The sequence below is a fragment of the Streptomyces gobitricini genome (assembly GCF_039532985.1).
GTDB lineage: Bacteria > Actinomycetota > Actinomycetes > Streptomycetales > Streptomycetaceae > Streptomyces > Streptomyces gobitricini.
In genome coordinates this window covers 22951-39774 of record NZ_BAAASR010000052.1, presented here as the reverse complement: position 1 = coordinate 39774, position 16824 = coordinate 22951, and the positions used below count along the sequence as shown (strand labels likewise).

Below are 16824 nucleotides of genomic sequence, written 5' to 3'. Positions count from 1 at the left end.
GGCCGGGAAGTGCCTCGGCGAGGGATCGGGCGGGGTCCGGGTACGCGCTGTCCCCGTAGGTCTCGCGGGCCCCGGGGGCGCGTTCCCTGGTGACATCCTCCACGCCGGCGGACGCCCTGGGAGCCGAGGAGGGACGGTAGGGACGGTACGGCGACCAGGTCCGGATGACCGGACGTCGTCGGCCAGCAGCGCGATATCCCTACGTGAACCTTGTTCAGTGAGCCGGCCGGAGGGTCGGACTGGCGCACACGGGTTCGGGCCCGGCACTGGACGACATACCGACTGGTCGGTCATGCTGCGTACACCACTGTCCTTCCCGTCGCCGGAGGTGCGAACGATGAGCTCAGCTCCCCCACCAGGTCTCGATCCCGAGCGGTTGCGCGGCTTCCTGGACCGCGAGCGGCCCGGCCTGGTGAGCGGACCGCTCAGCGCCCGCATCATCGAGGGCGGCCGGTCGAACCTCACGTACGTCGTCACCGACGGCACCGGCCAGTGGGTGGTGCGCCGCCCGCCGCTCGGCCACGTCCTGGCCACCGCGCACGACATGAAGCGCGAGCACCGGGTGATCAGCGCCCTGCACCCGACGGCGGTGCCGGTCCCGGAACCGCTGGTGCTGTGCCAGGACGAGGAGGTGCTCGGAGCACCGTTCTACGTCATGGAGTTCGTGGCCGGGACGCCGTACCGCACCGCCGAACAGCTCGCCCCGCTCGGTCCCGAGCGCACGCGGGCCGCGGTCCTGGGGCTGGTCGACACGCTGGTGGACCTGCACGCGGTGGACCCCGAGGCGGTGGGGCTCGGCGACTTCGGGCGGCCCGACGGGTTCCTGGACCGGCAGTTGCGGCGCTGGGGCAAGCAGTTGGACGCCTCCCGCAGCCGCGACCTGCCCGGGATCGACGAGTTGCACGCCGCGCTCGGCCGCGAGCTGCCCCGCTCCCCCGCCCCGGCCGTCGTCCACGGCGACTACCGCCTCGACAACGCCCTCCTGGACGAGGACGACCGGGTGGGCGCCGTACTGGACTGGGAGATGTCCACGCTCGGCGACCCGCTCACCGACCTGGGCCTGCTGACCATGTACAGCGTCCCGCTGGACCTGCCGCACTCCCCCGTCTCCACCACCGCGGCGGTGCCCGGCCACCCGACCCCCGCCGAGCTGATCGAGCGCTACGCCGCCCGCTCCGGCCGCGACACCTCCGCCATCTCCTGGTACACGGCCTTCGCCTGGTTCAAGCTCGCCGTGATCCTGGAGGGCATCCACTACCGCTACACCCTCGGGCAGACCGTCGGCGCCGGCTTCGACCGCATCGGCGACCTCGTGCCCGTCTTCATCGAGCACGGCCTCACCACCCTCCAGGAAGGCTGACCGACACCCATGGACTTCGCATTCGACGCGCGCACCGAGGAACTGCGAGCGCGACTCCTCGCCTTCATGGACGAGTTCGTGTACCCCGCGGAGGAGGTGGCGCACGAGCAGCGGGCGAAACTCGCCTCGCCGTGGGACACCCCGGCCGTGGTCGAGGAGCTGAAGGCCGAGGCGCGCAGGCAGGGCCTGTGGAACCTCTTCCTGCCCGACGAGGAGCACGGGGCGGGCCTGACCAACCTCCAGTACGCGCCGCTCGCGGAGATCACCGGCCGCTCGCCGCAGCTGGCGCCCACCGCGCTGAACTGCGCGGCCCCGGACACCGGCAACATGGAGGTGCTCGCCCAGTTCGGTGACGAGCGGCAGCGGGAGCGGTGGCTCCGGCCGCTGCTCGCCGGGGAGATCCGGTCGGCCTTCGCGATGACGGAGCCGGAGGTCGCCTCGTCGGACGCGACGAACATCGAGACCCGCATCCGGCGGGACGGCGACGACTACGTCATCAACGGCCGCAAGTGGTACATCTCCGGCGCGATGAACCCGGACTGCGCGATCTTCATCGTGATGGGCAAGACCGACCCGGACGGCGAGGACATCCGCCGTCAGCAGTCGATGGTCCTGGTGCCCCGGGACACCCCGGGCCTGCACGTCCGGCGGGCGATGCAGGTGTACGGGTACGAGGACCACTCCCACGGCGGGCACGCCGAGGTCGTGTTCGAGGATGTCCGCGTCCCGGCGGCGAACCTGATCGGCGAGGAGGGCGGCGGCTTCGCCATCGCCCAGGCCCGGCTCGGCCCCGGCCGGATCCACCACTGCATGCGGCTGATCGGCATGGCCGAGCGGGCGATCGAGCTGATGTGCCGCCGCGCCGTGTCCCGTACGGCCTTCGGGAAGCCGCTGGCGGCACAGGGCCAGGTGCGGGAGTGGATCGCGGACGCCCGGGTGACGGTGGAGCAGCTGCGGCTGCTGGTGCTGAAGACCGCCTGGCTGATGGACACGGTCGGCAACCGTGGCGCGCACACCGAGATCCAGTCCATCAAGATCGCGACACCCCGCGCGGTGGTCGACATCATCGACAAGGCGGTCCAGGTGCATGGCGCGGGTGGGGTCAGCCAGGACTTCCCGCTCGCCGAACTGTGGGCCGCGGCGCGGACGCTGAAGCTGGCGGACGGCCCGGACGAGGTGCACCAGCGGTCGCTGGCGCGGCGGGAGCTGAAGAAGTACGTCTGACGATCCGTACGGTGGTGAGAAGCCCGGGGCCGCGGCCGGTCCCGGGCTTTACCACATGCGAGAGGCCCGGCAGGCGGAAACGGCACCAAGACGGCGGAATCCGGTGTCCCCGGCCTAGTTTCGGCCAAGGATCCCCGATTCGGCGGCGCACAGACAACCCACAGGGCCGACCGCCGGCTCTCACACGCCGGAGACGGCCACGCGCCATGACCACGCGCACCCGCCCGTCGTCCGCCGTCCCGACAGGCACTCGCAGAACGAGGAACGATGACCAGATCCCCCCAGGCCCGTCTCGGGCGCTCGGTGATCGCCGGAGCCGCGGCCGTCGCCGTGACCGCCGGTATCGTCGCCGCCGCGCCCGACGGCAAGGCCGCCCCGTCCGCCCCGCGGCTCAGCCTGATCGCCGCCTCGCAGTCGGTGACCCTCGACTCGTACAAGGAAGAGCCCGGCGTCTACCTCGACCTCGGTACGTACGTCACCGCCGAGAACGCCCCGCTGGAGCTGAAGGTGACCCGGAAGTCCTACAAGGACCCGGTCGTCGCCAGGCAGGTCTTCCGGGAGGGCGGCAAGACCCGGGAGAAGGTCCTGCCCAAGGGGCTGGTGAAGGACTTCGGCGGGCTGCCCGGCTTCCTCCGGATCACGGTCACCGACGCGGCGGGCAAGACCGTGCTGAACAGGTCCGAGACCTTCTGCCCCAACAACGCGTCCGGCCGGGTGCGTCCTGACGCGCCGGCCACCTCGAAGTACCCCGAGAGCTGCCCCACCAACCCGTTCACGCTCGGCTCCGTGTGGGGCGTGGAGAAGGGCTGGGCCGCCAACGCCTACGCGGGTGTCTACTCCGAGCCCGTGGCACTGCCGCCGGGGAAGTACACGGCCAAGGTGTCCGTGGCGAAGCAGTACCGCGACGTGTTCGGCATCGCCGACAAGCCGCAGACGGTGAAGGTGACCGTGCGGGAGGTCAGCTTCGAGGGCGCCGCCGGCGCCGCACCCGCCGCGCGGCGCGACGCCCACCCGGCGGGCCATGGCGCGCCCGCCGGTCACTCCGCGCCCACCGGCCAGGCGGGTCACGGCGGGCACGCCGGTCACGGCGGGCACGCCGGTCACGGCGCGGTGGCCCCGGCCGCGCCCGCGGCCCCGACGAGCGGCGCCGGGCCCTCGTACAACGTGGGTCACGGGCCGCTCGTCCCGGCGCCGCCCGCCGTGCCCTGGGCCGTGAAGAAACAGGGCCTCAAGGCGGGCGCGCGGATGGGTGACGGAGCCGGGCGGACGGACGGATCCCGTAAGGCGCCCGCCGTGAAGGCCGCGCCCAAGCGGCCGACGGGCAAGGTGACGGTGCCGAACGTGCCCAAGCCCGATCTGCGTTCGCTGCCCGCCTACGGCATCACCGTCAACGAGCCCGTCACGGAGGGCCCCGACAAGGGCAAGGACTTCCTGTCGTTCAGCGCCAACGTGTGGAACGCCGGTCCCGCGCAGCTGGTGGTCGACGGCTTCCGTTCGCCCGGCAAGGAGCTGATGGACGCCTACCAGTACTTCTACGACGCCAAGGGCAAGCAGGTCGGCTACACACCGACCGGCACCATGGAATGGGACCCGCGTCCCGGCCACGAGCACTGGCACTTCACCGACTTCGCCAGCTACCGGCTGCTGAAGGCCGACCAGAAGGAGGCCGTGCGCAGTGGCAAGGAGGCCTTCTGCCTCGCCAACACCGACGCGGTCGACTACACGGTGAAGAACGCCAACTGGCATCCGTTCAACACGGACCTGTCCACGGCGTGCGGTCAGCAGAACTCCATCTCCGTGCGTGAGGTTCTCGACGTCGGCTCCGGCGACACCTACACCCAGGACCTCCCCGGCCAGTCGTTCGACATCACCTCGCTGCCGAACGGCACCTACTACATCCAGGTGCTGGCCAACCCGGAGAAGCGGCTCAAGGAGACCGACCTCACCAACAACAGCGCACTGCGCAAGATCGTTCTCGGTGGCAAGAAGGGCGCGCGTACGGTGACCGTGCCCGCTCACCACCTGGTGAACGCCAACTGACAGCCGGCCGGTGCTCCTCCGGATCAGGCTCGCAAGGCCCTCAGCAGCAGGTCGGCCAGGTGCTCGGCCACCTGCTGGGGGCTGAGCGGGCCGTCCGGGCGGTACCAGGTGGACAGGTGGTGGACCGAACCGAAGTGGTAGTCCACCACCAGGTCCGCGGGCGTCGCCGTGGAGAAGACGCCTTCCGCCTGCCCCTCCTCGATGAGGGCCCGGAACCGCTCGTGGTAGCGGCGCCGCTCCGCGCGCACCTGCTTGTTCTTCTCCGGGCTCAGATGGTGCATCGACCGGAAGAAGATCGACGCGTCGTCGAGGTTCTCGATGGTGGTGACGACCACGTCGGCGGCGGCGTCCCGCAGCCGCTGGTCCACGGGGGCGTCCGCTCCCGCGAAGGCGTCCAGCCGCTCCTGCTGGAGCCGCAGCACGCGCGCGTACACCTCCTGGAGCAGGTCCTCCTTGGAGCCGAAGTAGTGGTAGAGGGCGCCCTTGGTGACGCCGGCCGCCTCGACGATCTCCTGGACCGAGGTGCGGTCGTACCCCTGTTCGGCGAAGAGCCGGGTGGCGGTGGCCAGCAGCCTCTGGGGGACGGGGGTGCCGTTCCCGTCCGTCGTCCTGGCCATGTGCCGCCACCTCTCTCGTACGCGTGCGTGTCGCCGGGTCCTACGCGGGGTAACGCAGTTCCCGCCTGAGGATCTTCCCACTCGTCGTTTTCGGCAGTTCCGGCAGGATCTCGACCTCGCGGGGATACTTGTACGCCGCGAGGCGCCGCTCGCAGTACGCGGAGAGCTCGGCGGGTCCGGCCGAGGCGCCCGGACGCAGACTGACGTAGGCCTTGACCGTCTCGCCCCGGTAGGCGTCGGGGACGCCCACGACGGCCGCCTCGCGGACCGCCGGATGGGTGTAGAGCACGTCCTCGACCTCACGCGGCCACACCTTGAAGCCCGAGGCGTTGATCATGTCCTTCTTGCGGTCGACGACGTAGAGCCAGCCGTCCGGATCCATGAAACCGATGTCGCCGGTGCGCAGCTCGTCGTCCGGGAACGTCTCGGCGGTGGCCTCCGGCAGCCGCCAGTAACCCGGCACGACCTGCGGGCCGCGTACCGCGATCTCGCCCTGTTCGCCGAACGGCACCTCCTCGCCGTTCTCGTCCACGATCCGGACGACGGTCTCGGGCCCGGGGACGCCCACCGAGAGGGTGCCGGAGGCGGGGTCGACCGGCGCCTCCTTCTCCGGCGGTACGGCGGCGCAGGGGGCGGTGCACTCGGTGAGGCCGTAGCCGTTGCGGATGTAGGGGCCGAAGCCGGACCGGAACTTCTCGACGAGCGCCGGGGGCACCGGGGCGCCGCCGGAGGAGATGACCTGGAAGGACGCGAAGTGGCCCGGCGTGGCCGCGGGGTGGGCGGCCAGCGCCATGAAGGCGGTGGAGGGGCCGACGGTGTAGGCGGGGCGGTGCTCGGCGAAGGCGTCCAGGACGACGCCCGCCTCGAAGCGGTACGCGAGGACGAGGGTGCCCGCGTTGGCGAAGCAGGCGGCCAGTTCGCAGACCATGCCGGTGATGTGGAAGAGCGGAGCGAGGGCGAAGTAGGCGGCGCCTTCGGCGATGGGGTGGCCGGTGCGCTGCCGCTCGGCGTTGTACATGATCCCGCGGTGCAGGTTCATGGCGCCCTTGGGCGTTCCGCTGGTGCCGGAGGTGTAGCTGATCAGGGCCACGTCGGCGGCGGTGAGGTCGCGCCCGCGCCCCGGCGCCGGGTGCTCCGCCCGGGCGACGGCGACCAGGTCGTCGGTGTCGTCCGGCACGGGCAGCCGGTCGAAGCCGAGGACGCGCGGGTCGTCGCGCGTCTGCAGGTCCTTCTCGCAGGCGGTGAGGGCGATGCGTACGGGCGAGTCGGCGGCCGTCTCGCGCAGGTACCCCTCCCAGGCGCGGTCGGAGCAGACCAGGGCGGTGGCCCCGGAGTCGTCCAGGACGTGCGCGACCTCGGCCGACTTGTACATCGGGTTCAGCGGGACGACGGTCGCGCCCGCCTTCCAGGCCCCGAGCAGGGCGAGGACGAAGTGCGGGGTGTTCTGGAGCATGATCGCGACCCGGTCGCCGCGTCCGACGCCCCGGGAGGCCAGGTGGCCGGCCACCGAGTCGGAGAGCGCGTCGGTCTCGCGGTAGCTCAGCCGCCCGTCGAAGTAGGCCAGGGCGGGGTGCTCGGGGGCCCGGGCGGCGGCGGCGCGGAAGGCGTGCACCACGGTGGCGGCCGGCCGTACCGGGGCCCGCTGGGCGTCGCTGAGCTGTGCGAGCCACGGCTTGGCCGCGTAGATCGAGGTCGTCGGCTTCACTCCCCGCTGCCCTCCCACTTCTGCTGGATGTGGCTCATATTGTTCAGCCACCGCTCGGGGTCGCTCGCACGGGCCCGGTAGTAGCCGGCGGCCTCGGGGTGGGGAAGGATCAGGAACCGGTCGGCCTCCATGCCCTCGAACAGCGCGTCGGCGACGTCCTCGGGCTCGATGGCGGTGGGGGCGAGGACGAGTTCGCCCGCCGAGCCGGCGGAGGCGAGCATGTCCGTACGGACGCCCTGCGGGCAGATCGCGTGCACCTTGAGGCCGCGGTGGCGGTAGGTGAGCGAGAGCCACTCGGCGAAGGCGTAGGCGCCGTGCTTGGAGACGCTGTAGGGCGCGGCGCCGACCATGGTGAGCAGTCCGGCGGCCGAGACGGTGGAGACGAAGCGGCCGGTGCCGCGCTCCAGCCAGTCGGGCAGCAGGGCGCGGGCCGCGCGGACGTGGGCCATCACGTTGACGTCCCAGGCGGCAGCCCAGACGTGCTCCTCGGCGAAGGCGTCTCCGGGGGAGGCCAGGCCCGCGTTGGCGCAGTAGACGTCGACAGTGCCGCCGAGCGCGTCGCGCGCCTCTTCGATGACGGCGGAGGCGTCGCCCGGGACGGCGGCGCCGCCGATCTCGTCGGCGACGGCCTTGGCGCGGCCGGGGTCGATGTCGTTGACGACGACGCGGGCCCCTTCGGCGGCGAATCTGCGGGCGAGCGCGGCCCCGATGCCGCCGCCCGCTCCGGTGACGACCACGCCCGCGCCCTGGACCGTACTCATCGGGACCCGCCTCTCGTCGTGACTTCGCGGCCATCGCTGGTGACCGAGGGACAGACTAACCAGTCGGTATGTGCGGGGGGAAGGCCGTGGCGCCGGGGGTCTCGGTGGCGGGAGGGCCTTGGCGCCGGGGATCTCCGTGGCGGAGGGCCTTGGCGCGGCCGGAGGGCCCTGGCGCCGGGGGGAAGGCCGTCGTGCCGGGGTCGGACGTCGTGCCGGGGAAGGGGGTGGGGCCGGGGGAAGGCTGTGGCGCCGAGGGAAGGCCGTCGTGCCGCCTTCGTTCCCCGGGGCCGGAGGGCGCGCTAGCGTGCGAGTCCGGATCGGTCGAGCGTCACGGAGGTGTCGGATGAGCGTGTCCAGACGGGGTCTGCTGGTCGCCGGTGGCGCGGCGGGAGTGGTGGCCGCCGCCCCGGGCCGGGCGGCCGCGCACGGAGTCGGCCGCCGGGTACGTACCGGCTTCGACCGGCTCGCGGCGGACGGGTACGCGGCGCTGGCCGGGCAGCGGGTGGGTGTGGTGACCAACCCGACGGGGGTGACCTCCGAGGTGCGGCACATCGTGGACGTCATGCACGCCGACGACCGGGTGGACCTGGTGGCGGTGTTCGGCCCCGAGCACGGCTTCCGGGGCACCGCCCAGGCGGGCGGTTCGGAGGGGCGGTACGACGACCCGGCGACCGGCCTGCCGGTGTACGACACGTACCTGAAGAACGGGCAGGCGCTGGCGGACGTCTTCACCGCCTCGGGGGCCGACACGGTCGTCTTCGACATCCAGGACGTGGGCGCGCGTTTCTACACGTACATCTGGACCCTGTACGACTGCATGGTGGCGGCGGCGCTGGCGGGGAAACGTTTCATGGTGCTGGACCGGCCGAACCCGGTGACCGGGCGGGCCGCCCTCGGGCCCGTACTGGACAAGGCGTTCGCGACGTTCGTGGGGCGGGAGCCGATCGCCCAGGCCCACGGGATGACGGTGGCGGAACTGGCCCGGCTGTTCAACGGCGAGTTCCTGGCGAAGCCGGTGGACCTGGCGACGGTACGGATGTCCGGGTGGCGGCGGAGCGACTTCTTCGACACGACGGGGCTGCCGTGGGTGCCTCCGAGCCCCAACATGCCGACGCCGGACACCGCACTGGTGTACCCCGGGACCTGCCTGTTCGAGGGCACGAACCTGTCGGAGGGGCGAGGCACGACCCGGCCCTTCGAACTCCTGGGCGCCGAGGGAGTCGACCGGCGGTGGGCGGAGGCGGCGAACGCCCTGGAGCTGCCGGGGGTGCACTTCCGCGAGGCGTACTTCGCCCCGGTGTTCTCCAAGTTCCAGGGGAAGACGGTGGGCGGGGTGCAGCTGCACGTGGACGACCGGGAGGCATTCGATCCGGTGCGCACGGGTATCGGACTGCTGGTGACGGCGAAGCGGAGCTGGAGCGGTTTCGCCTGGCGGGCGGACAACTGGATCGACAAGCTGACCGGTTCGACGAAGGTGCGGACGCTGATCGACGCGGGCGCGGGTACCGACGAGGTCGTGGGCGCCTGGGAGGCGGACCTCGCGGTTTTCCGGGCGGTGCGGCGGCGGTACCTGGCATACCGCTGAGCGGGTCCGGACCGCCGGTGGCCGAACCGGCCACGGAGGGGCGGGCGGAAGGCATTTCCGTCCGGCCGTCCGGAACGGTGGTATCCCGCCGTTGCCGTCGATCGTGCGATGCGACCGGTGAGGACGTATTTGTGCGGGCCCCGTCGCGCGGGATCCCGCGCTGTGGTGAGGGAGCGTCACTTCTCCGGAATCACCACACGGGGTGTCGTGGAGGCATTTCACGTCAGATGTCCCGCTGATGGACTCCATTCGTTTTTCGATGGAGCCGAACTGGGAACCCGTACGTCCATTCATCGACGCCGAAGTACGAGTGACGGAGGTGGCAGTGCGATGGCCGGTTTCCGGAGCCTGGCAAGACAGGTACGTGACCCAGGCTGCGATCTGGCGCTGCGGCGGTATTCGCTCCGCAAGTGCCTTGAGCGATTCGCCCCTTATGGGCACCGGGCGACCTGGGACCACCTGTGCTCCAGGCACAGGTTCGGGCCCGAGGACCGGGAGCCCGATCCGGCGCGGCTGGTGGCCGCGCTCGATGAACTGGAGGAGGCGCGGGCGGTGTGGCTCGCGTACGAGGAGCAGTTCGCCGCGCGCCGCAGGCGGGAGAAGCACGACGGGCTCCGGCGGCCCGGCTGGATCGACGACTGGCACCGGCGCACCTGGGGCGGCAACGGCATAGCACGGTGCGACGACCCGTCGCTGCACCCCACGGTGCCGCTGGCGGAGGCGCTGCGCCGGCTGATCACCGCTCTGGAGGCCGGGCCGGGCGAGCACTGCCCGGTGTGCGCGGGGGACGCGATCGTCTGGCGGCCGGACCTGTCGAACGAGCCGTGGTTCGGGCCGGTGTGCACCGACTGCGGTGTGGTGGTGCCGCAGGCGGTGCTGACGCCCGAGGCGCTGGCGCTGGCCAAACGGAGCCGGCACAAGGAACTCGCGTCGGTGGCATGAGCGCGGCAATGCGCGGGGGCGCGCGTCGGCGTCGGCACGCCCCCGTCGCCTGACACCGGCGCGCCTCGGCGCCGCCGTTTCCCGCGCCGATGTCGCTGCCGCCGTTGCCGGCGCCGCCGTTGCTGCCGGGGGCGGTGACGTTGGGGACGGTGACGGCCGGGCCGCGTCGAGGGCGGGCACGTCGTCATCGACGCACGCTGCGGGTGACGCCGTGTGAGCCGCGTGCTGCGGTGGGCCCTGGCGCGTGTTGCGGGTGACTGCCACGTGGGGCGCGTGCTGCCCCGATGGGCGGCGGCGTGGAGCGTGTGCTGCCGGTGGGCCCTGGCACGTGGTGCGGGTGACTGCCGACTGGAGCGCGTGCTGCCGGTGGGGCCTGGGCGCGTGCTGCCGGTGGGGATCGGGCGTCCGGGGGATTGACCGGTGGGCGGGCGGGACCGGGGCCCGGGGGTGTGCGCCGGCTGCCCAAGAAGGCGCGTCCGTCGGCCTGCGGAGGTGGAAGACGGTCGCCGCTGGAGGCGTTGTCAGTGGCCGGTGTCACCATCGAGGCATGATCCAGGTCTGCCTGAACGGGACCCGCGAGGCGGGGGATTCCGCCGCCGTCCCCATGTCGCCGGACGCCATGGCCGAGTCGGCCGCCTCGGCGGTGGCGGCGGGGGCCGCCGAGGTGCACGTCCACCCCAAGACGCCGTGCGGGGACGACACGTTGTCGCCGCGCGCGGTGGCCGCGGTGCTGAGAGCCATACGGGAGGCGGTGGACGTCCCGGTCGGGGTGACCACCGGCGCGTGGGCCGAGCCGGATTGGCGGCGGCGCGTGGAGCGGGTGCGGTCCTGGACGGAGCTGCCCGACTTCGCCTCGGTCAACTGGCACGAGCCGGGTGCCGAGGAGGTCGCCGCCGCGCTGCTGGAGCGCGGCGTGGGCGTGGAGGCGGGCCTCTGGTCGGGGACAAACGGGGCGCGGCGGTTCCTGGCGTGGCCCCTGGCGCCCCGGGTGTCGCGCGTGCTGGCCGAGGTCATGGACCAGGACCCGGTGACGGCCCCGGACACCGCCCGCGCCCTGCTGGCGGAGGTGGGCGGCGCTCATGGCGTACCGGTGCTGCTGCACGGCGAGGACGGCGGGGCGTGGCCGGTGCTGCGCCTGGCGGTGCGGCTCGGGCTGGACACCCGTGTCGGCCTGGAGGACACGCTGCTGCTGCCCGACGGCCGGCCCGCGGAGTCGAACGCGCGGCTGGTCACTGCGGCGTGGGCGGAAGGCGACCGTAGCGAGCGCTGAATCCGGTGGGCCACCGGATTCCCGCCACCGGCGTGTACGGAGCCGGAGTCCAGGACCTGACGTACGGCGCCGACGGCCGCGGCCAGGAAGTGGGTCGCGCCCGCCCGGCCACCGAGCGGTACAGCCCGGTGTGGGCGGCCGGGCGATAGCCAAGGCCGTGAGCCCCGCCTACCTCACCAGGGAGGGCGGCACCGAGTACGAGTGAGAATTATTGAGTGCACCCTTGTCAACTTTCGCGGGTGGAGTTATAAGGAAGGCAGAGGGTCAACAGCATCCGTGAGCAAGCAGAGGAGGGACCGACGATGCTGATGCGAACCGACCCCTTCCGTGAGCTCGACCGGCTCACCGAACGTCTGCTGGGCACCAGCGCCCACCCGGCGGCCATGCCGATGGACGCCTACCGCGAAGGGGACACGTTCGTCGTCCTGCTCGACCTTCCGGGCGTCACTCCGGAGAGCATCGACCTGGACGTGGAGCGCAATGTGCTCACCGTCCGGGCCGAGCGCCGGACCGCCCCGGCCGGTGACGCGGAGATGGTGATCGCCGAGCGACCCGCCGGGACCTTCAGCCGCCAGCTGTTCCTGGGCGAGACACTGGACACCGACCGCATCGAGGCGTCCTACGACATGGGCGTCCTCACCCTGCGGATCCCGGTCGCCGAGCAGGCCAAGCCGCGCAGGATCGAGATCAGCGGCGGCAGCGACCGCAAGCGGATCACGGGCTGATCCGCCCGCCGCACCGCACGATGGGCGGGGACGGGCCCCGCACCCGGCCCCGCCCGCACCCGTCGATCAAGGCCGAGGGAGAGAGATGCGCATGCAGTGGGACGCGTTCCTGGCCGCAGTACAGGAACGCGGTGAGTACCCCTCCCGGCGGGAGGCCGACCGGGCCGCTCGCGTCGTCCTGGCCCTGCTGGGGGCACATCTCGTCGGCAATGAGCGGGCCGAGCTGGCCGCCGGCCTGCCCGAGACGTGTGCCCTGGTGCTGCTCAACCCGCTCCCCGCGGCCGAGCCGCTCGGACCGGAGCGGTTCGTGCGGGCCACGGCGGCGTGGATCGAGGGCGCCACGGAGGAGACGGCCAAGTGGGACGTGGGAGCGGTCCTCAGCGTGGCGGCGGACACGGCGGGCGACGACCTGATGCGCCGGATACTCCTCCAGCTGCCGCCGGGCTACGACCTGCTCTTCGGCCGCCCCGGCATGACCTGACCCGGCCTCTCCCCCGGAGGCCCGGCACCGGGCGCTGACCGGTCGGCGCCGTCCCGCGCCCGCACTCACCTCTGCGTACGCGCCTTCGACGAGGGGCCGTCCGGCGAGGCCGGCCGCCGCCGCTCGGGCAGCAGGCGCGATCCGGCCATACGCTCGCCGAAGACGTCGTCCGGGTTGGAGAGCACACACGTCTCCAGGGAGAGGCAGCCGCACCCGATGCAGTCGGTGAGGTGGTCCCGCAGCCGGCTCAGCTGTTTGATCCGCTCGTCGAGTTCCGAGCGCCACGCCTCCGACAGGCGCGCCCAGTCCTCCCGGTTCGGTGTCCGTTCCTCGGGAAGTTCCGCCAGGGCGTCCCGGATCGTCGCGAGCGGGATGCCCACCCGCTGGGCGGCACGCACGAAGGCGACGCGGCGCAGCGCGTCCCTGCCGTAACGGCGCTGGTTGCCGCTGGTGCGGCGGCTGCTGATGAGGCCCTTGGACTCGTAGAAGTGCAGGGCCGAGACGGCCGCCCCGCTGCGTGCGGAGAGCTGGCCGACCGTGAGCTCGTGGATCTTCTCTGGAAGCTGCGGCATCCCTCGAAGCCTACTGGGCAGCACCTGCTCTCCGTTGACAGGACCGTGTCGCCCCCAGCATGCTGAGCAAGCGCTTAGACATCGAGTGTCAGGGGAGCCGGAACATGGCAGAGCCGAGGATCTTCACGTCCGCCGACGAACTGCGCGCAGCGGTCGGCGAGCAGCTGGGGCACAGCGACTGGCTGGAGGTCGAGCAGAAGAGGATCGACCTGTTCGCCGAGGCCACGGGCGACCACCAGTGGATCCATGTGGACCCGGAGCGGGCCGCGGCCGGACCGTTCGGCACGACCATCGCGCACGGCTACCTCACGCTGTCGCTGCTCCCCCTCCTCGTACCGCAGATCATGCGGGTGGAGGGCATGAAGATGGGCGTCAACTACGGCGCCAACAAGGTCCGTTTCCCCGCCCCGGTGCCGGTCGGGTCGCGGCTGCGCGCGACGGCCGTTCTGAAGAACGTCGAGGACGCGGGCGGCGGCGTGCAGGTGACGGCCGTGGTGACGGTGGAGCGCGAGGGGGGCGACAAGCCGGTGTGCGTCGCCGAGTCGGTGTCCCGCTACTACTTCTGAACGCCGGGCGCCCCGGCGCCCACCATGCGCAGCACGAGGTCGGCGTAGAGAGCGCCGACCTCGTCGGGCGTCCGGCGCCCCTCCGTGTTGAACCAGCGGGCCACGTCGATGCAGAGCGAGAGGACGGCGAGGGTGGTGCCGGAGACGTCCGGGACGTCGAACTCGCCCGCGGCCACGCCCTCGTTGATGATGCGGCGCACCGCGGCGTCGCTCTCGCGGCGCAGCTCGAAGATCTCCTCGCGGTGGTCGTCGCCGAGCGAGTCGAGTTCGTACTGGACCACGCGGGCGGTGGTGCGCCGCCCGGCGTGCCAGCGGACGAAGGAGCGTACGGCGTCGGCGAGCCGCTCCGCGGCGGTGCCGGGCCCGTCGGCGGCGGCCCGGAGGATCTCCAGCGCCTTCACATGGCCGATGCGGCTGATCCGGTGGAGCAGCTCTTCCTTGGTCTTGTAGTGGATGTAGAGCGCGGCCGGGCTCATCCCGGCCCGGCCCGCGATGTCCCGGGTGGTGGTGGCGTGGTAGCCGCGCTCGGCGAAGGCCTCGACGGCGGCGACGAGCAGCCGCCTGGCCGCGTCGGGGGTCACCTCGCCCCACGGCGTGTCCTCCCCGCCGGCCACTTCCTCCGCCGTGCTCATCGTTCGCCCCTTCCGGTGGTCACAGGACGAACACCATACCCCGACAGTGAGCAAGCGCTTAGAGCTTCTGGAAGGGGTCGTGCTCCGCGAGCAGCTTCTCCAGCCGGGCCTGGTCGACCCGGCTGACGATCTGCCCCGCTTCCTGACGGTCGCGGACGACCTTGGCGAGGGTGAAGGCGGAGGTGGTGAGGTAGAGGACCGCGACGCCCAGGAAGGCGCGCACCCAGGCGTCGGCCTCGAGGTTGAAGACGCCGAGGGCGACAGCGCCCAGCGCGATCGCGAAGGAGGCGACGGCCTGCCCGTAGTAGGCGGCCGTGTTCTGCTGCTTGACGGGTGTGTTCTCGCTCATGCGGCCAGGATGTGCGGCTGTGGCGCGGCCCGCATCCGTCGCCGTACTCATGCGGTACTCAGGCGGGGCTGCCGGTCAGAACGCGGAGACCCCCGTCAGGGCGCGGCCGATGATGAGCTTCTGGATCTGGCTGGTGCCCTCGTACAGGGTCATCACGCGGGCGTCGCGGAGCAGCTTGCCGACCGGGTACTCGTCGATGTAGCCGTAACCGCCGAAGACCTGGAGGGCGCTGTTGGCCGAGCGCACGGCGGCCTCGGAGGCGAAGAGCTTGGCCTTGGAGGCGGCCGTGGCGAACTCCTGCCCCCGGTCGACGAGGTCGGCGACCCGCCAGGTCAGCAGCCGCGCCGCGTCCACGTCGACGGAGATGTCACTGATCAGCTCCTGGACGAGCTGGTACGACGCGATCGGCTTGCCGAACTGCTCCCGCTCCCCCGCGTACCGCACGGCCGCGTCCAGCGCGGCCTGGGCGATGCCGACGCACCCGGCGGCGACGGACATCCGCCCCTTGGCCAGCGCGGACATGGCGATGGAGAAGCCCTTGCCCTCCGGGCCCATCAGCGCGGAGGCGGGCACCCGGACGTCCTCCAGCACCAGTTCGGCGGTGGCCTGGCCGCGCAGGCCGAGCTTGCCGTGAATGGTGCGGCGGGTGAGGCCGGGGGTGTCGGTGGGGACGAGGAAGGCGGAGACACCCCGGTGGCCGGGGGTGTCGTTGGTACGGGCGAAGAGGAGCACCACATCGGCCCAGGTGCCGTTGGTGATGAACATCTTCGTGCCGTTGATGACGTAGTCGCCGCCGTCGCGCACGGCCCGGGTGGTGAGGTTCCCCGCGTCGGAGCCGGTGCCGGGTTCCGTGAGGCCGAAGCAGCCGAGGGCGTCACCGGCGGTGAGACGGGGCAGCCAGTGCCGCTTCTGTTCCTCGTCGCCCCAGGCCGCGATGGTCTTGGTGACCAGACCCAGCGAGACGGACACGATGCCGCGCACCGACGAGTCACCGCGTCCCAGCTCCTCGGTGACCAGGCAGTACGCCAGGTGGTCGCCGCCCGAGCCGCCGTACTGCTCGGGGACGGTCAGGCCCAGGAAGCCGAGCTCGCCGAGCTTCTTGACGATCGACTTGTCGACGTTCTCGGCCCGGTCCCATGCGACGACGTGCGGGGCGATCTCGCGCCGGACGAAGTCCTCGGCGAGCTGCCTGACGGCCGTCTGCTCCTCGCTCAGCTCCAGGTTCACACGCGGTCACCCCACTTTAACTATCACTGCTAGTTTCTTTTTCCAGGCCTACTATGTGCCGCATGGCCCGACCGCGCAAGCCCCTCCTCAGCCGAGACCGCATCGTCGCCGCGGCCGGCGCGCTCGTGGACGCGGAGGGACTGGAAGCCGTCTCGACCCGTCGCCTCGCGGCCGAGCTGGGCGTCAGCGGGCCGTCGCTCTACAACCACTTCCGCACCAAGGACGAGATCCTGGAGGCGGTCGCGGACTCGGTGAGCGCGAAGGTCGACCTGTCGATGTTCGACGAGGACGACGGCCGCGACTGGCGGACCGCCCTGCACGACTGGGCCGTCTCCTACCGCGCGGCCCTGACCGACCACCCCAACATCGTCCCCGTCCTCGCCCGCGGCCCCGGACGCCGCCCGGCCGGTCTCCGCGTCGCCGACGCCGTCTTCGGCGCCATGGTCCGCGCGGGCTGGCCCCCGGCCCACGCCACCCACATCGGCGCGCTGATGCGGTACTTCATCACCGGCTCGGCGCTCGGGTCCTTCGCCCGCGGCTTCGTCGACGACGAGACGGCCTACGACCCGGCCGACTACCCCCACCTCGGCCAGGCCCACCTGCTCGCCGAACGGCAGGAGCAGGTCGACGAGGGCGCCTTCGAGACGGGCCTGCGGGCCCTGCTGGACGGACTCGCGGTGCGGTACGAGGGAGCGGTACGGCGCTGAGCGCGCGACGGGGCGGTCCGGCACCCGCCGGACCGCGGGCGCGCCCCGGAGGGACCGGGCG

General features: G+C 72.2%; 17 protein-coding genes and 1 pseudogene. 11 read left to right on the top strand and 7 right to left on the bottom strand.

Features of this window, described 5'->3' with window-relative positions; genetic code table 11:
* The first annotated feature begins 337 nt into the window (after window positions 1-337).
* The 3 genes from ABD347_RS29980 to ABD347_RS29970 all read left to right on the top strand — a co-directional run bounded on the left by ABD347_RS29980 (window position 338) and on the right by ABD347_RS29970 (window position 4624).
* Complete coding sequence (locus tag ABD347_RS29980) at window positions 338-1360, top strand: phosphotransferase family protein (protein ID WP_344367083.1); 1023 nt, start codon at window positions 338-340, stop codon at window positions 1358-1360.
* A gap of 9 nt (window positions 1361-1369) precedes the next feature.
* Window positions 1370-2584 carry an acyl-CoA dehydrogenase family protein gene (locus ABD347_RS29975; protein WP_344367082.1) on the top strand — a complete coding sequence of 405 codons (1215 nt, stop codon included), beginning with the start codon at window positions 1370-1372 and terminating at the stop codon, window positions 2582-2584.
* Window positions 2585-2851: 267 nt separating this feature from the next.
* On the top strand, window positions 2852-4624 hold the full coding sequence (locus tag ABD347_RS29970; RefSeq protein WP_344367080.1) for a lysyl oxidase family protein: 1773 nt from the start codon (window positions 2852-2854) through the stop codon (window positions 4622-4624).
* Between the two features lie 23 nt (window positions 4625-4647).
* On the opposite strand, the gene ABD347_RS29965 is transcribed toward ABD347_RS29970, so the two are convergent.
* The 3 genes from ABD347_RS29965 to ABD347_RS29955 are packed head-to-tail and all read right to left on the bottom strand — an operon-like array spanning window position 4648 to window position 7707.
* A complete protein-coding gene (locus ABD347_RS29965) occupies window positions 4648-5241 on the bottom strand; it encodes a TetR/AcrR family transcriptional regulator (protein ID WP_344367078.1) in 594 nt (197 codons plus the stop codon).
* Window positions 5242-5281: 40 nt separating this feature from the next.
* Complete coding sequence (locus ABD347_RS29960) at window positions 5282-6946, bottom strand: AMP-binding protein (RefSeq protein ID WP_344367076.1); 1665 nt, start codon at window positions 6944-6946, stop codon at window positions 5282-5284.
* Entirely contained in the window at window positions 6943-7707 is a 765-nt protein-coding gene (locus ABD347_RS29955; protein ID WP_344367074.1) for an SDR family oxidoreductase, read from the bottom strand. The genes ABD347_RS29960 and ABD347_RS29955 overlap by 4 nt, the downstream gene beginning before the upstream one ends.
* A gap of 343 nt (window positions 7708-8050) precedes the next feature.
* Here ABD347_RS29955 and ABD347_RS29950 point away from each other — a divergent pair, with 343 nt between their 5' ends.
* The 6 genes and pseudogenes from ABD347_RS29950 to ABD347_RS29925 all read left to right on the top strand — a co-directional run bounded on the left by ABD347_RS29950 (window position 8051) and on the right by ABD347_RS29925 (window position 12710).
* Window positions 8051-9292, top strand: a complete 1242-nt coding sequence (locus ABD347_RS29950; RefSeq protein WP_344367072.1) for an exo-beta-N-acetylmuramidase NamZ family protein — start codon at window positions 8051-8053, stop codon at window positions 9290-9292.
* 330 nt (window positions 9293-9622) lie between these two features.
* Window positions 9623-10234 carry a hypothetical protein gene (locus tag ABD347_RS29945; protein ID WP_344367070.1) on the top strand — a complete coding sequence of 204 codons (612 nt, stop codon included), beginning with the start codon at window positions 9623-9625 and terminating at the stop codon, window positions 10232-10234.
* Window positions 10235-10781: 547 nt separating this feature from the next.
* Window positions 10782-11504, top strand: coding sequence for a 3-keto-5-aminohexanoate cleavage protein (locus tag ABD347_RS29940; protein WP_344367068.1), 723 nt, complete (start codon window positions 10782-10784; stop codon window positions 11502-11504).
* Window positions 11505-11536: 32 nt separating this feature from the next.
* Window positions 11537-11709: pseudogene (locus tag ABD347_RS29935) on the top strand (RNA ligase (ATP)); the annotation flags it as partial.
* A gap of 97 nt (window positions 11710-11806) precedes the next feature.
* Window positions 11807-12229, top strand: coding sequence for an Hsp20/alpha crystallin family protein (locus ABD347_RS29930; RefSeq protein ID WP_344367066.1), 423 nt, complete (start codon window positions 11807-11809; stop codon window positions 12227-12229).
* A gap of 85 nt (window positions 12230-12314) precedes the next feature.
* Window positions 12315-12710: a DUF2267 domain-containing protein gene (locus ABD347_RS29925; protein ID WP_344367064.1), complete on the top strand. Its 396-nt coding sequence runs from the start codon at window positions 12315-12317 to the stop codon at window positions 12708-12710.
* A 65-nt stretch (window positions 12711-12775) separates the two neighbouring features.
* Here ABD347_RS29925 and soxR read toward each other — a convergent pair whose 3' ends face one another.
* Window positions 12776-13282 carry a redox-sensitive transcriptional activator SoxR gene (gene soxR / locus ABD347_RS29920; RefSeq protein ID WP_344367063.1) on the bottom strand — a complete coding sequence of 169 codons (507 nt, stop codon included), beginning with the start codon at window positions 13280-13282 and terminating at the stop codon, window positions 12776-12778.
* A gap of 104 nt (window positions 13283-13386) precedes the next feature.
* Between soxR and ABD347_RS29915 the strand changes: the two genes are divergently transcribed.
* Window positions 13387-13848, top strand: coding sequence for a MaoC family dehydratase (locus ABD347_RS29915; RefSeq protein ID WP_344367061.1), 462 nt, complete (start codon window positions 13387-13389; stop codon window positions 13846-13848).
* Here ABD347_RS29915 and ABD347_RS29910 read toward each other — a convergent pair.
* From ABD347_RS29910 to ABD347_RS29900, 3 genes are all read right to left on the bottom strand, one after another.
* The gene (locus tag ABD347_RS29910) at window positions 13839-14480 is read right to left on the bottom strand and encodes a TetR/AcrR family transcriptional regulator (protein WP_344367060.1); all 642 of its coding nucleotides are present in this window, start codon (window positions 14478-14480) and stop codon (window positions 13839-13841) included. The two genes, ABD347_RS29915 and ABD347_RS29910, sit on opposite strands and share 10 nt — an antisense overlap.
* A 58-nt stretch (window positions 14481-14538) precedes the next feature.
* Window positions 14539-14829, bottom strand: a complete 291-nt coding sequence (locus ABD347_RS29905) for a YiaA/YiaB family inner membrane protein (RefSeq protein ID WP_344367058.1) — start codon at window positions 14827-14829, stop codon at window positions 14539-14541.
* A gap of 75 nt (window positions 14830-14904) precedes the next feature.
* A complete protein-coding gene (locus ABD347_RS29900; protein ID WP_344367056.1) occupies window positions 14905-16056 on the bottom strand; it encodes an acyl-CoA dehydrogenase family protein in 1152 nt (383 codons plus the stop codon).
* A gap of 53 nt (window positions 16057-16109) precedes the next feature.
* Here ABD347_RS29900 and ABD347_RS29895 point away from each other — a divergent pair, with 53 nt between their 5' ends.
* The gene (locus tag ABD347_RS29895) at window positions 16110-16763 is read left to right on the top strand and encodes a TetR/AcrR family transcriptional regulator (RefSeq protein ID WP_425575795.1); all 654 of its coding nucleotides are present in this window, start codon (window positions 16110-16112) and stop codon (window positions 16761-16763) included.
* Window positions 16764-16824 lie beyond the last annotated feature (61 nt).